Origin of the sequence: Streptomyces sp. NPDC102467 (assembly GCF_044765445.1) — a bacterium.
Taxonomy (GTDB): Bacteria; Actinomycetota; Actinomycetes; order Streptomycetales; family Streptomycetaceae; genus Streptomyces.
In genome coordinates this window covers 89,699-103,155 of record NZ_JBIWKA010000002.1, presented here as the reverse complement: position 1 = coordinate 103,155, position 13,457 = coordinate 89,699, and the positions used below count along the sequence as shown (strand labels likewise).

Here is a 13,457-nt window from a genome sequence, read left to right as displayed (position 1 = left end):
TCACTTTCCTCCGACTCCCATCAGCCCCTGGACCAGGGCACGACGGGCGAACAGGTAGACGATCAGGATGGGGAGCATGGACAGCACGACCGCGGAGAGCAGGCCCGGGATGTCGACGCCGTGTTCGGTCTGGAAGTCGTAGAGCCCCATGGTGATGACCTTGGAGTCCGCGGACTGCGTGAGGACCAGCGGGAAGAGGAAGCCGTTCCACGCCTGCAGCGCGGAGTACACGGTGATGGTCGAAAGGCCGCTGCGGGACAGTGGCAGCACCAGCTGGAAGAAGATCCGCCACGGTGACGCGCCGTCCACCGTCATCGCCTCGTAGAGCTCCGGCGTGATGTCCCGCATGGCCCCGGTCAGGATGAGGGTGCACACAGGCATGGCGAAGGCGGCCGTCGGCAGGATGACGCCGATGAGGTTGTCGTAGAGGCCGGCCTCGCTGATCACGTAGAACATCGGCACGATGACGGCCTGCGCGGGGATCGCGAGGCCCAGCAGGAAGAGCCGGAACACCCCTCCGGTCAGCCGGCCGCGGCCCCGCACGATCGCGTATCCGAGGGGCGGCACGAGCAGCAGGACGATGCCGACGACGCAGAGCGTGACGATCAGGGTGTTGAGGAAGTACTGGCCGAAACCGCTGTTGAAGTTGCTGATGTAGTTGTCGAGCGTGAAGTGGTGGGGGAGGGACAGTGGCCCGTTGTCGCCGTAGTCGGAGCGCGACTGGAACGTGGCCACCAGCATCACGTACAGCGGCAGGCCGACCAGGAACAACCAGATCAACGAGCCGAATCCGGCAAGGTAGTTGGGGCGCTCCCGGCGAGCGGCGGTGGTCCCCGTCCTGGTGCCTGTCACAGGCCCTCCATCTGGCTGCGCATCTTGTCGTAGCCGGACAGCCGCACCATGACGAGCGAGACGACCGTGGCGACGAGGACCAGGAGGAGGCCGACCGCGGAGGCCGAGCCGTAGTCGAAGCTCTTGAACGCCTTTTGGTACATGTAGTACGCGCTGATGGTGGTGTCCGTGCCGGGTCCGCCCTGGGTGAGGATCAGCACCGTGTCGAACGTGGTGAGGCCGCCGACCACCATCAGGATCGTCGAGGTGATGATGCTGTTGCGCAGCTGCGGCAGGGTGATGTGGAAGAACTGGCGCACCGTGCCCGCGCCGTCGATCTGCGCCGCCTGGTAGAGGACCGGGGGCACGGCGCGGGCGGCGCCCTGGTAGATCAGCGTGTGCAGTGGTGTGAACTGCCAGGTGCTCACGAACACCAGGACGCCGATGGCGGTGGCCTGGTGTCCGAAGAGGTTGCCGTCGCCGAACAGCCAGGTGGCCTGGGCCGGCACGCCGAAGTTCGGGTCGAGGACGGCGCGCCACAGGACGGACACGGCGGCCGCGGACAGCAGCAGCGGCACGAAGTAGATCGCGGACAGGACGGCCCGGTTGCGCTGGTGTCCTGCGGCCCAGACGCCGAGGAGCAGACTGAGCGGTGTCTGTACGGCGACGCCCAGCACGGTCAGCAGGACGCTCAGCCACAGGCTCTGGAGCATCACCGGGTCGGCGAAGATCTTGCGCCAGTTGTCGAGGCCGACGAACTCCGGGTCGGTCAGGCCGTTCCAGCTGGCGAACGACAGGACGGCGACCAGGACCAGCGGAACGAGGGCGAAGAGGCCGAAGAACAGCGCGGCGGGGACCGCCCAGCCGACGCCGGGACGGCCCACCCCGGGCGCGGAGGTGCGTATGTGCGTGTCGGTCATGACGTGGGCAGGGCCTGCATCGCCTTGACGAAGCCGTCCTCGTCCAGCTGGCCGTTGAAGAACTGCTGGATGGCCTGGTACATGGAGGTCGACGCGGACTGCGGGTAGGCCTGGTCCCAGGACAGCTGGAAGGAGGGTGCCTTCTTCACCAGGTTGTACTGGAACTTCGCGTAATCGGGGCTCGCGGCCTCGTCCAGATGGTCGGCCGTGTTCGTCGTGGTGGGCAGATTGCCGATGCCGAGATGCGCCTTCACGAACTCGTCCGAGTACTGCATCTTCAGGAACTCCGCCACCGCGTCGGGGTACTTCGTCTTCTTGAGGACGGAGTAGAAGTTGTTGGTGTTGCCGACGAGGTCGCCGGGCTCGCCCTTGCCACCCGAGACCGTCGGGAAGGAGGTGTACCCGAAGTCCTTCTTGGCGAAGTCGGGGTGGGCCTCCTGCTGGGTCGAGTACTCCCACGAACCCATCAGTTCGAACCCGGCCTTTCCGGTGGCGAGCAGGGTGGGCGAGCCCTGGTCGGTGAACTTCACGGAGTCGAAGTTGGAACCGAACGCCCCGGCGTCGACCAGCTCCTTGATCATGCCGAGCGCCTTCTTGCTGTCGGCGCTCTCCCAGGCCGACTTGTCGCCCTTGACCGCCTTCTGGAACAGGTCGGGTCCGGCGACACGGTCGTAGAGGTACTCGAACCACATGAGGGTCGGCCACCGGTCGCCGCCGCCGAGCGCGATCGGCGTGACGCCCTCGCCCTTGAGCGCCTTGACGGCGGCGAGCAGCTCGTTCCACGTCGTGGGCGGCGTGACGCCCGCCTTGTCGAGGACCTTCTTGTTGTGGAAGAGCAGTACCGGCTGGGTGCCGCGCATGGGGATGCCGTACGGCTTGCCGTCGACCATGGCGCTGTTGAACACGGAGGGCAGGAAGTTCGACTTCAGCCCCGGGTCCTTGGCGATGAAGTCGTTCAGGGGGAGCAGCAGGCCCGCGTCCACGAACGGCTTGATGCTGCCGCCGCCCCAGTTGTAGAAGACGTCCGGGGCCTGCTTGCTGCTGATGATCGTCTGCAACTTGGCCTGGTAGTCGGCGCCCGGAATCGTGTCCAGCACCGCCTTGACCTTCGACTTCTTGTTGAAGTCGGCGATCAGCTTCTTCTCGACCTTGTTCGCCGAGTCCCCGTAGACCAGGACATGAATCTTTCCGTCGCTTCCACCGACCGAGTCGGAGCCGCCGCACCCGGCCAGGGTCAGCAACAGGGCAAGCGCCGCACCGCCGGCGGCGACAGATCTCGGCATCCGTGCGCGTAGAGTCATTGTTTCGCCTCTCGAAACTCTTTCGGTGCAAGTACCGAAAGTTCACACGTCGGGACGCTAGGTGTCCCTCATGGAGGGGTCAACCCCGAGTCGCCGAGTTACCAAAGCGTTACGAGGCGGGGGCGGTTGGTGGTGCCTTATGCTCCTCAACATGCGAGATGACGAGGAGCTGGGCCGCATCACCCTGGCGCAGGTGGCCCAGGAGGCGGGGGTCTCCATTTCGACAGTTTCGAAAGTGCTCAACGGGCGCCAGGACGTCGCGGGGCAGACCCGGGTCAGGGTGGAGCGCCTCCTGGAGGAGCACGCCTACCGGCGCACGACCCGGGCCGCCCGCGAGGCGCCGCTCATCGAGCTGGTCTTCCACGAACTGGAGAGCATCTGGGCGCTGGAGCTGATCCGCGGCGTGGAGAAGGTCGCCAAAGCCCATCAGGCCAGCGTGGTCCTGACCGAGAGCGGTACGCGCCAGGCGCCCGGTCCCGAGTGGATCGAGGGCGTGCTGCAGCGCAGGCCGCGCGGTGTGGTCCTGGTCTTCTCGGCGCTGCCGACCGAGGTCAAGCAGCGGCTGCGCTCGCGCTCCATCCCGTTCGTCATCATCGACCCGGCCGGGGACCCCGACCCCGACGTGCCCTCGGTCGGCTCGGCCAACTGGAACGGCGGTCTGGTCGCGACCCGGCACCTGATCGAACTGGGGCATCGGCGGATCGGCATCATCACGGGGCCGGGCGACATGCTCTGCTCGCTGGCCCGCCTCGACGGCTACCGCTCGGCGCTGAGCATGGCCGGAGTCGCGGCCGACCCCGACCTCGTGCGGTACGGCGACTTCCACGTCGAGGGCGGCCGCGAGCGCGCGGTGGAACTGCTCGACCTGCCCGACCCGCCGACCGCGATCTTCGCCGGCAGCGACCTCCAGGCGCTCGGCGCCCTGGAGGCGGCCCGCCTGCGCGGCCTGCGCGTACCGGAGGATCTGTCCGTGGTCGGTTACGACGACGTGCCCCTGGCCCAATGGTCGAGCCCCGCCCTGACGACCGTGCATCAGCCGTTGCGGCAGATGGCCGAGGAGGCGGTGCAGATGCTGATGCGGCTGCGGATGCGGGAACCGGTGACGACCCGGCTCGAACTGGCGACGAGCCTGGTCGTACGCAAGAGCACGGCGGCGCCCACCGCGTAGGCGGGAGCCGGGAGACGGTCGGCCTGCCGGCGTGCGGCGGTCGGATGAATTACGTGTACATGCCTTGACTGGTGGTCTCGACCACACGCACCGTTGCGGGGGCTGTCTTCTCGCTGTCCTCCGGCAGCCGTCTGTCGTCCGGCACGTGGTGTCCCGTGGGGGGTTCGTGAACAGCAGACTGTTCGGCGTGGGCGCGGCGCTGTCCGTCCTCGCCGTGCTGGGAGCCGGCACGGCGCCGGCCTCCTCGCAGCCGCGGCAGGACGAGCACCGGGGCCTGCCTCTCGGCGCCGCCGACCTGACCGAGACCCGCACCACGCACACGCTCCAGGCCGGCGTCACCCTCACCCGGATCGTGCGCGGCGCCGACGCACCGGCCCTCGCGTGGACCGTCGAGGTGTCCATTCCCGGCGGCGCCACGTCCCCGGACCCGGACGCGCCCCCGACGGCGCTGAAGGACCGGGCCAGCGCCGACGCCCTCGTCACCGAGCTGCGCGCGGCCGGCTTCGACGCACGGGGCGAGGGTGTCGTCACCCCCGCGGTGGCGGACTTCGCAGGCGGATCGCTCGGCTGGCGCGTCCGGGTCGGCCGGTTCGGCTCGCAGAGCGCCGCGACGGCCGAACGCACCCGGCTGAGCGCGGCCGGGTACACGGGCGCGGCCGCGTACACCGGATGGGACGGGAACCGCACGGATCGCGGGCCGTGGCGGATCGACGTGCTCACCATCGACCCGCACCGCTTCCGCGGCGCGCTCAAGGCGTCCTACGGCCCCGACCTGGAGAACCGCGAGACGACCAGCGCCCTCGCGGCCGCCGCCGGTGCGACCGCCGGGGTCAACGCGGGCTTCTTCGTCCTCGACCCGAAGGCCGGCGCCCCAGGAGACCCGGCCGGAGTCGGCGTCTACGACGGCCGACTGCTGAGCGAGACCGTCAACGGGCGCCCCGGCCTGGTGATCCAGGACTCCGCCCGGCGGACCCGGATCGACCGGTTCACCTGGCAGGGCCGTGTCTCCGGCGCCGGGCGGGCGCTGCCGCTGGACGGTGTCGACCGCGTCCCCGGCCTGATCAGGAACTGCGGCGGCACCGCCGACGACAGCCCCACCTCCAGGCCGCTGCACGACGCGACCTGCACCGACCCCGACGAACTCGTCGCTTTTACACCGGAGTTCGGGACCCGGACCCCGCAGGGCGACGGGCTGGAGGCGGTGCTCGACCGGCACGGGCGCGTACGCGACCTACGCACCCCGCGCGGGGGCACGCTGCCCGAGGGCGGCAGCTCCGTACAGGCCACGGGCAAGGACGTGGCCCGGCTCGCGGCCGTCGCGAAAGTGGGCCGACAGCTGCGTGTGCAGGGCGGGTTGAAGGACGAAAAAGGACGCCCTGTCCCGACGGCGCACGACACCAGCATTCTCAACGGCGGCCCCGAACTGGTCCGCGACGGGCGGCTGCACGTCACGCCGGCCGCCGACGGGATGGTCCAGCCAGGTAACCCGAGCTTCTATTACGGCTGGGTGCACAAACGCAATCCGCGCACGCTCGCCGGCGTGGACGCCGCCGGGCGGACCGTGCTCGTCACCGCCGACGGACGCAGCACCGGCGCGCTCGGACTGAGCATCCCGGAGAGCGCCGCGGTGGCGAAGGCACTCGGCCTGCGCGACGCGATCAACCTCGACGGCGGCGGTTCCACCACCATGGTCGCCGGTGGGCAGGTCATCAACGATCCGTCCGACGCCACCGGTGAACGCCCGGTCGGGGACGCCCTGTTGATCCTCCCCGACCACAGCTGACCCAGCCCCTCCTGACCTCACTCACCCACGGGAGCCGCCGTGACCGCCGCCTCGATCCGCCGCGTCAGATGCCTGCTGCTCGTACTGGCCGCGCTGCTGCTCACCCTGGCGCCGCACGCACCGGCGGCCGCCGCCGGCCCCCGGGGCGCCGAGGTCGTGGCCGTCACCCAGGTCGCCGACCGGCAGGTGGACCTGTCCGTACGCTCATCAGCGCTCGGCGGCGACACGGTGAACGTCCGCCTGCTCACCCCGGACGGCTGGAACCCGAAGGACCGCCACCGCCACTGGCCGACGCTGTGGCTGCTGCACGGATGCTGCGGCGACTACACGTCATGGACGAACATGACCGACGTCGCCGGCATCAAGAGCCTGCGCGACGTCCTCGTGGTGATGCCGGAGGCCGGCTGGAACGGCTGGTACAGCGACTGGTGGAACTACGGCCGGGGCGGCGCGCCCGCCTGGGAGACCTTCCACACCCAGGAGTTGCGCGGGCTTCTCGAACGCGACTGGGGAGCGGGCAGCCGTCGCGTGGTGGCGGGCCTGTCCATGGGCGGCCAGGGAGCACTGATGTACGCGGCCCGGCACCCCGGCATGTTCAAGGCGGCCGCGGCCTACTCCGGCTCCGTGCACCCGCTCCTGAACGACGAGTCGCAGAACCGCATCATGGGCTTCTTCGCGGGCCAGGGCGGCGACCCGCGCAAGGTCTGGGGCGACCCCGTCGCGCAGCGCGCCATCTGGGCGGCCCACGACCCGTACCACCTGGCCCGCCACCTCACCTCGATCCCTGTCTACCTGTCGTGCGGCGACGGCACCACAGGCCCCCTGGACCCACCGGGCACCACCAGCGACCTCGAAGCGGACTTCAACCGGCAGAACCAGGCCCTGGCCGACAAGCTCGACCGCCTCGGAGCCCGCCACCTGACCACGAACTTCTACGGCCCCGGAACCCACGGATGGCCGTACTGGCAAAGGGAGTTGCACGCCTCCTTGCCGATGCTGCTCAGGGGGCTGGGGGTTACGCCCTGAAGAGCTGCATGACGTCGGACTCCGCGGTGCTGGGACGGATGCCCGCGGGGTCGCGCAGGTCAGGAGCGGCGTTGCCGTGTGAGCCGGTCACTGATCGCCTGGTCAGACGTCTGTGCAGGTCGGGGTGGGTGGCGTAACTCCGGCGAAACACGAGGGCGCGTACGGTCTGCCGTCTCGGGCATCAGGGAGAGGCGGGCGATGGCAGGCGGAGACGGATCGACGACGTACGACGAGAGATCCGGGCGAGCGGCCAGGGCGCGCCGCGCGGCCGATGTGCTGCGGCAGCGGATCGTCGACGGTGACTACGGTGACGACACGGGCGGGCTGCTACCGGACGAACGCGTTCTCGGCCGCTCACTGGGCGCGTCCCGGAACGTCGTCCGCGAGGCGCTGAACCTGTTGCGCGACGAAGGCCTGGTGACCAGGCGGCGCGGCATCGGCACCCAGGTGACGGCACGCAAGTGCGGCCACGGCCTCGACCGTCTCGTCGGCCTCGCGGAGGAGCTGACCCCGTACGGCACCGTGACCAACGAGGTGCGGGCGGCCCGGGTCGTCCCGCACGCCCCGCCGGCGATCACCGAACGGCTGGACCTCGCCGAGGGCTGTGAGGCGGTGTACATCGAACGGCTGAGATCACTCGACGGCAGCCCGCTCTCCCTCGACTCGACATGGCTCGCCCCCGACATCGGACGTCCCCTGCTCGGTCACTGTCTGACGGGCCGTGACCTGTTCGCGCTCATCGAGGAGACCAGCGGAGAGCGGCTCGGCAGCGCCGAGGTCACCGTGCACGCCGTCACCGCCGAACCGGACACCGCACGGCTGCTGGACGTGGCGGACGGCGCCGCGTTGTTCGCCATCGACCGGCTGACCCGCCTCACGGACGGCCGCCCGGTCGACGTCGAGTCGCTTCGGGTGCGCGCGGACCGATTCGCCCTGCGCACGGTGCTGCCGAGGGGCCGACCAGAGCGGGGCCGACCGGAACGGGCTGGTGAGTGAGATGCACTTGGACCTGGCGCACCTCGTCCTGCTGGCGGTTGCCGGGCTGCTCGGCGGGATCGGCATCACCGCGGTCGGACCTGGGGGAGTGCTGCCGACCATCGGCCTCTTCCTGTTCTCCGGTCTGACACCGTCCGGGGTCGCCGGGACCGCGATCGTCACCCACGTCGCCACGGGCCTGCTCGGCACCGCCGCGTACGCGCGCTCGGGGCACCTGCGGACGGCGGGCACGCGGCGCTGCGCGGCCGTGCTGGCCGCAGTCGCCGTGGTCGGAGCGCCCCTGGGGGTCCTGTGCAACACCCTCGTCGCGGGGCGGGGGTTCGGGACTCTGCTGGCCGTCGCCGTCGCCGTCACCGGGATCCTGGTGTGGGCGCGCGAGCGGCGGACCCCGGCCGCATCGGGGGACGCGCGGATCGAGCCGGACCTTTACGACGCCGGTCTCCCGTTGACCCGTACGGTCGTGATCGGTGTCGTCGTCGCGTTCGCGGCGGGCCTGTTCGGCCTCGGTGGCCCCATGCTGAGCGTGCCCCTGCTCGTCGTGGCGGGCCTGCCGGTGCTCGCCTCGCTGGCCGCCGCGCAGGTGCAGTCCATCGTGATCGCGGGCGTGGGCACGGTGGCCTACGTCGCCCACGGCGATGTGGTGTGGGGCCTGGCCGCGGTGGTCGGGATCCCCGAACTGGCCGGGGTGCTGATCGGCTGGCGGATCGCCCGGGCACTGCCGGCCCGGCGCCTCAAGTTCGCGCTGGTCGCGTTCCTGCTGGCCCTGGCGCCGTTCTTGGCGCTGCACTCGTGACGTACGTTGTGGCGAAAGCACAGGTACAGGCATGAGACAGGCGTGGCACAGGTCACAGGAACTCCGCCGGGGCGGCGGAGAGGTAATGGCTGTGAGGGACTCAGAAAACGATCTGCGCGAGCGCGTACGCACGGGTGGACGCGGTGCGTTCGCCGAGCTGTACGAGCAGTACGCCGGCCCCGTCTACCAGCACGCGCTGTGGCTCACCGGCGACTGGTCGACGGCCGAAGACATCATGTCGGAGACGTTCCTGACCGCCTGGCGGGCACGGGAACGGGTGCACACCGAGGGAGGTTCGCTGCGCCCCTGGCTCCTGGGGATCGCCACGCACAAGGCGGAGAACTCCCGGCGCGGCCTGCGCCGCCGCGTGGCGTTCCTGGCCCGCCAGCGGCAGCCGCCCGTGGTCGCGGACTTCGCGCCCGAGGTCGCCGGACGCCTCGACGACGCGCGCCGGCTCGACGCCGTGCAGGGCGCGCTCGACCGGCTGCGGCGCCATGAACGCGAAGTACTGACACTGTGCGTGTGGTCGGGCCTCGACTACCAGCAGACCGCCGAGGCTCTCGGCATTCCCGTCGGAACCGTGCGCTCGCGCCTGTCGCGGGCCCGCGCGAAACTCGCCCGGTTCGCCGACGAGGCGCAGAAAAAAGAAGCGCAGCAAAAAGAAGCGCAGCAAAGAGCGGAACCGCGCGCCGCCCGAGGAGAGATGACTGGTGAAGCCGCACTCGCGGCCCTGCCCGTGAGGGAGGAAACGGCATGAACGAGCAGCACGACAACAAGGCGGCCGGGGCCATGGACGCCGAGGCGGCGAACCGTGACACCGACATCGCCGAGATCGCTCGGCTGTTGCCGGCCCCGGCCCGCTGGGACCTCTCGCGCGAGCAGCACCTCCAGCACAAGGAACAACTGATGCAGCGCATCGACCACGACCAGGTCGCTTCCCGCCCCCGCCCCGCCCGGCGCCTGCTGCGCCCCGCCCTCCTGGTGCCGGTGACGGCGCTCGCCCTGGGCGGCATCCTCACCGCGGGCATCGTCGTCGCCACCGGGGACGACGCGCCCGCCACTACGGCGACCCGGCAGCACGGAACCTCGGGCACCTCGTCCGCGGCGGTGCTGCTGGACCAGATCTCCCTCGCCGCGAGCAAGGGCGACGAACTCACGGTGCGGGGCGACCAGTTCGTCTACAGCCGGGACAAGTCCATGGGCGCGGACCTGAGCAGCGGAAAGGCGGTCGCCGAGCCCCTGAGGGAGACCGAGTCGTGGGTCGCGCAGGAGCCGGGTCCGCTGCTCAAGATGGGCGTCACCAAGACCGACGGCGAGAAGGCGGAGAACATCAACGCCCAATTGGGCGACACCGAGGGCACGCCCGCCGGTCTCAGCCGTCCCACCTACAACTGGCTGGCGTCGCTGCCCACCGACCCCGACAAGCTGCTCACGTACCTGTACGCCAAGACGCCGAAGTTCGAGGGCGAGGAGCGTGACCAGGCGGTCTTCGAGCAGATCGGCTCCCTGGTCGGCGCGCTGATGCCGCCCAAGACGGCCGCCGCCCTCTACCAGGCGGCAGCCAAAATCCCCGGTGTCAGCGAGGCCCCCGATGCCCATGACGCCATCGGCCGCAAGGGCGTCGGCATCTCCCGCGACGACAAGACCTTCGGCACCCGCACCGAGTGGGTCTTCGACAAGAAGGACCTGAACTTCCTGGGCTCCCGCAGCTACCTGGTCAGGGACACGCGGTACGGCAAGGCCGGGACCCTCATGTCCAGCTCCGCCGAGATCGCCCACGCGGTGGTCGACAAGGCGGGCCAGGCGCCCGCCACCTCGCAGCAGAGCTGAGAGCCTGCGGGGGCCGTCCGTACGCGCCCTGAGAACCGGTTCTCAGGGCGCGTCGCCCAGCGCCAGCACCTCGGCCGTCGTGTGCCCCGCCGGTGTCCGGTAGCGCACCGTGTCTCCGGCGGACCGGCCCAGCAATGCGCTGCCGAGCGGGCTGTCGTAGGTGATGAGCGTCGCGTCGTCCGCGTTCGCCGACTCGCCGATGTGCAGCGCCTGTTCGGTGCCGTCGGCGAAGCGCAGCGTGACCGTGCTGCCCACTTCGGCCCGGGCGGTGGGTTCGCTCGCCATGCCTGCTCCTCGCAAACCGGAGAATTAGGGCAAAATGCCTATCTGTAGCATAAGCGGTAACCACCTCGGGCGCGGTCCCGCCCGCTCTCCCCCGAAAACAGGCTCTCAGCGCCCGCGCCGCACCTGTGCCGCCTTGCGCGCCTCGGCGAGCTTGCGGGCTTCGCCGGACTTGCGGGACCTGCCGGGCGACGCGTCCTTGGTGGTGCCCAGGCCGCGGAACGGCGTGTTGGTGTTCTTGGCCGGGGGCGTGGCGGGCCCGTCGAGCGGCTTGCCCGAGGGCGCCTTGGCACCGGTGATGCGGCTCAGCTCCGCCTCGCCCGAGCGCACCTTGGTGACCGTCGGCTCGATGCCGGCGTCGGCCGTGACCTTGCTCAGTTCACGGCGCTGCCCCGACAGCACCAGCGTGACGACCCTGCCGGACTCCCCGGCCCGTGCGGTGCGGCCCGCGCGGTGCAGATAGTCCTTGGCGTCGGTGGGCGGGTCGACGTTGACCACGAGGTCGAGATCGTCGATGTGCAGGCCGCGGGCCGCGACATTGGTCGCCACCAGCACGGTGACCTGGCCGCTCTTGAACTGCGCGAGGGTCCGGCTGCGCTGCGGCTGTGACTTGCCGCTGTGCAGGGCCGCCGCGTGCACCCCACTGCCTCGCAGATGCCGGGTGAGCAGATCGACGCCGTGCTTGGTGTCCAGGAACATCAGGACCCGGCCGTCACGGGCGGCGATCTCGGTGGCGACGGCGTAGCGGTCGGGGCCGTGGACGACCAGCACGTGGTGGTCCATCGTCGTGACCGAGCTCGTCGACGGGTCGGCGGAGTGGACGACGGGGGAGTGCAGGTAGCGCTCCACCAGCTGGTCGACGTCGCGGTCGAGGGTGGCCGAGAACAGCATGCGCTGACCGTCGGGGTGCACCTGGTCCAGCGCCTCCGTGACCTGCGGCAGGAAGCCCATGTCGCACATCTGGTCGGCCTCGTCGAGGACGGTGATCCGGACCCGTCCCAGGCGGCACGCCTTGCGGTCGATGAGGTCGTGCAGCCGGCCGGGGGTGGCGACGACGACGTCGGCGCCGTCGCGCAGCGCGGCGACCTGCCGGCCGATCGAGATCCCGCCGACGACCGTGGCCATCCGCAGCCCGAGCGCCTGCGCGTACGGCGCGAGGGCCGCGCTCACCTGCTGCGCCAGCTCCCGCGTCGGTACGAGGATCAGGGCGAGGGGCTGCTTCGGCTCCGCGCGCCGGCCGGCCGTCCGCACGAGCAGCGGCAGGCCGAAGGCGAGCGTCTTGCCCGATCCGGTGCGCCCGCGCCCCAGCACGTCGTGTCCGGCGAGGGCGTCGGGCAGCGTGGCCGCCTGGATCGGGAAGGGCTCCCGCATGTCGTGCTCGGCGAGGGTGCGCAGCACCTCGGCCGGCAGGTCCAGGTCGGAAAAGGAGCCGTTCATGAAGAGCCTTCCGTAAGGGGACGTACCGAGGAAGGCCCGGCAGGGGTGACTGACCGATGAGCTGGGACCGCCCAAACGGTTGAGATTAACACGGACCGAGCGTACGGCTCAGCGGCTCCTGAAGGCGTCCAGGATGCGCTCGGCGGCCAGCGTGGCGGTGAGTTCACCGTCGCGGACCTGCCGCTCCAGGCCGGGCGCCAGGGAGCGGACCGACGGGTCGGCGTGCAGGCTGCCGAGCAGCTCGTCCCGGACCATGGTCCAGGTCCAGTCGACCTGCTGGTCCCGGCGGCGCCGGGCGAGACGACCGGAGGAGTCGAGCAGCGTGCGGTGCTGTTCGAGCCGCTCCCAGACCGTGTCGAGGCCGGTCGACTCGCGGGCGCTGCAACTGAGTACGGGAGGCGTCCAGAAGGCGTCTTTGCCGTGCATGAGGCGCAGCGCGCCCGCGAGTTCCCGCGCGGCGGCCCGGGCGTCGCGCTCGTGCGGGCCGTCCGCCTTGTTGACGCTGACCACGTCGGCCAGTTCCAGGACGCCCTTCTTGATGCCCTGCAACTGGTCGCCCGTCCGCGCCAGGGTCAGGAGCAGGAAGGAGTCGACCATGTTCGCGACGGCCGTCTCGGACTGGCCGACGCCGACGGTCTCCACGAGCACCACGTCGTAACCGGCGGCCTCCATCACCACGATCGACTCGCGCGTCGCCTTGGCGACACCGCCGAGCGTGCCCGCGGTGGGAGAGGGGCGGACGAACGCCGCGGGGTCGACGGCGAGGCGCTCCATCCGCGTCTTGTCGCCGAGGATCGACCCGCCGGTCCTGCTGGACGACGGGTCGACGGCCAGCACGGCCACCCGGTGCCCGAATCCGGTGAGCATCGTGCCGAACGCGTCGATGAACGTCGACTTGCCCACCCCCGGCACCCCGCTGACGCCGATCCGCCGCGCCCGCCCGCTGTGCGGCAGCAGTTCGGTCAGCAACTCCTGGGCGAGCGCCCGGTGTTGGGGGCGGGTGGACTCGACGAGCGTGATCGCGCGGGCGATGACCGCCCGCTTCCCGTCGAGGACACCCTTGACGTAGGTGTCGAGATCGATGGCCATG

The 13,457-nt window shown here is 70.6% G+C and carries 13 protein-coding genes; 7 read left to right on the top strand and 6 right to left on the bottom strand.

Annotated features, from left to right (window positions below; all coding sequences use genetic code 11):
* Genes ACIREE_RS03540 through ACIREE_RS03530 form a run of 3 tightly spaced genes read right to left on the bottom strand, consistent with a single transcriptional unit; the run spans nt 1 to nt 3,052 of the window.
* The gene (locus tag ACIREE_RS03540; protein ID WP_404145583.1) at nt 1–852 is read right to left on the bottom strand and encodes a carbohydrate ABC transporter permease; all 852 of its coding nucleotides are present in this window, start codon (nt 850–852) and stop codon (nt 1–3) included.
* A complete protein-coding gene (locus tag ACIREE_RS03535) occupies nt 849–1,751 on the bottom strand; it encodes a carbohydrate ABC transporter permease (RefSeq protein ID WP_404145580.1) in 903 nt (300 codons plus the stop codon). Before ACIREE_RS03535 ends, ACIREE_RS03540 begins: the two co-directional genes overlap by 4 nt.
* The gene (locus ACIREE_RS03530; protein WP_404145577.1) at nt 1,748–3,052 is read right to left on the bottom strand and encodes an ABC transporter substrate-binding protein; all 1,305 of its coding nucleotides are present in this window, start codon (nt 3,050–3,052) and stop codon (nt 1,748–1,750) included. Before ACIREE_RS03530 ends, ACIREE_RS03535 begins: the two co-directional genes overlap by 4 nt.
* Nucleotides 3,053–3,191: 139 nt before the next feature.
* Here ACIREE_RS03530 and ACIREE_RS03525 point away from each other — a divergent pair, with 139 nt between their 5' ends.
* The 7 genes from ACIREE_RS03525 to ACIREE_RS03495 all read left to right on the top strand — a co-directional run bounded on the left by ACIREE_RS03525 (nt 3,192) and on the right by ACIREE_RS03495 (nt 10,648).
* Complete coding sequence (locus ACIREE_RS03525; protein WP_404145575.1) at nt 3,192–4,220, top strand: LacI family DNA-binding transcriptional regulator; 1,029 nt, start codon at nt 3,192–3,194, stop codon at nt 4,218–4,220.
* A gap of 166 nt (nt 4,221–4,386) precedes the next feature.
* Nucleotides 4,387–6,003, top strand: coding sequence for a phosphodiester glycosidase family protein (locus ACIREE_RS03520; protein ID WP_404145572.1), 1,617 nt, complete (start codon nt 4,387–4,389; stop codon nt 6,001–6,003).
* Nucleotides 6,004–6,042: 39 nt separating this feature from the next.
* A complete protein-coding gene (locus ACIREE_RS03515) occupies nt 6,043–7,029 on the top strand; it encodes an alpha/beta hydrolase (protein WP_404145569.1) in 987 nt (328 codons plus the stop codon).
* Nucleotides 7,030–7,227: 198 nt separating this feature from the next.
* Nucleotides 7,228–8,025 (top strand): GntR family transcriptional regulator, encoded by a 798-nt coding sequence (locus tag ACIREE_RS03510; RefSeq protein ID WP_404145566.1) that lies wholly within the window; start codon nt 7,228–7,230, stop codon nt 8,023–8,025.
* 1 nt (nt 8,026) lies between these two features.
* Nucleotides 8,027–8,818, top strand: coding sequence for a sulfite exporter TauE/SafE family protein (locus ACIREE_RS03505; protein ID WP_404146790.1), 792 nt, complete (start codon nt 8,027–8,029; stop codon nt 8,816–8,818).
* A gap of 85 nt (nt 8,819–8,903) precedes the next feature.
* Nucleotides 8,904–9,575, top strand: a complete 672-nt coding sequence (locus ACIREE_RS03500; RefSeq protein ID WP_404145563.1) for an RNA polymerase sigma factor — start codon at nt 8,904–8,906, stop codon at nt 9,573–9,575.
* The gene (locus tag ACIREE_RS03495) at nt 9,572–10,648 is read left to right on the top strand and encodes a CU044_5270 family protein (RefSeq protein ID WP_404145560.1); all 1,077 of its coding nucleotides are present in this window, start codon (nt 9,572–9,574) and stop codon (nt 10,646–10,648) included. Before ACIREE_RS03500 ends, ACIREE_RS03495 begins: the two co-directional genes overlap by 4 nt.
* 42 nt (nt 10,649–10,690) lie before the next feature.
* Here ACIREE_RS03495 and ACIREE_RS03490 read toward each other — a convergent pair whose 3' ends face one another.
* From ACIREE_RS03490 to meaB, 3 genes are all read right to left on the bottom strand, one after another.
* Nucleotides 10,691–10,933, bottom strand: coding sequence for a GreA/GreB family elongation factor (locus ACIREE_RS03490; protein WP_404145558.1), 243 nt, complete (start codon nt 10,931–10,933; stop codon nt 10,691–10,693).
* A gap of 105 nt (nt 10,934–11,038) precedes the next feature.
* Nucleotides 11,039–12,367, bottom strand: coding sequence for a DEAD/DEAH box helicase (locus ACIREE_RS03485; protein WP_404145555.1), 1,329 nt, complete (start codon nt 12,365–12,367; stop codon nt 11,039–11,041).
* A 108-nt stretch (nt 12,368–12,475) separates the two neighbouring features.
* Nucleotides 12,476–13,456 (bottom strand): methylmalonyl Co-A mutase-associated GTPase MeaB, encoded by a 981-nt coding sequence (gene meaB / locus ACIREE_RS03480; RefSeq protein WP_404145552.1) that lies wholly within the window; start codon nt 13,454–13,456, stop codon nt 12,476–12,478.
* Nucleotide 13,457: the final 1 nt, after the last annotated feature.

Bases quoted from the DNA above. Each gene is read 5' to 3' on its own strand.
- ACIREE_RS03535 (WP_404145580.1), bottom strand. From the start codon at position 1,751: ATGACCGACACGCACATACGCACCTCCGCGCCCGGGGTGGGCCGTCCC.
- ACIREE_RS03530 (WP_404145577.1), bottom strand. From the start codon at position 3,052: ATGACTCTACGCGCACGGATGCCGAGATCTGTCGCCGCCGGCGGTGCG.
- ACIREE_RS03525 (WP_404145575.1), top strand. From the start codon at position 3,192: ATGCTCCTCAACATGCGAGATGACGAGGAGCTGGGCCGCATCACCCTG.
- ACIREE_RS03510 (WP_404145566.1), top strand. From the start codon at position 7,228: ATGGCAGGCGGAGACGGATCGACGACGTACGACGAGAGATCCGGGCGA.
- ACIREE_RS03505 (WP_404146790.1), top strand. From the start codon at position 8,027: ATGCACTTGGACCTGGCGCACCTCGTCCTGCTGGCGGTTGCCGGGCTG.
- ACIREE_RS03500 (WP_404145563.1), top strand. From the start codon at position 8,904: ATGGCTGTGAGGGACTCAGAAAACGATCTGCGCGAGCGCGTACGCACG.
- ACIREE_RS03495 (WP_404145560.1), top strand. From the start codon at position 9,572: ATGAACGAGCAGCACGACAACAAGGCGGCCGGGGCCATGGACGCCGAG.
- ACIREE_RS03490 (WP_404145558.1), bottom strand. From the start codon at position 10,933: ATGGCGAGCGAACCCACCGCCCGGGCCGAAGTGGGCAGCACGGTCACG.
- ACIREE_RS03485 (WP_404145555.1), bottom strand. From the start codon at position 12,367: ATGAACGGCTCCTTTTCCGACCTGGACCTGCCGGCCGAGGTGCTGCGC.
- meaB (WP_404145552.1), bottom strand. From the start codon at position 13,456: ATGGCCATCGATCTCGACACCTACGTCAAGGGTGTCCTCGACGGGAAG.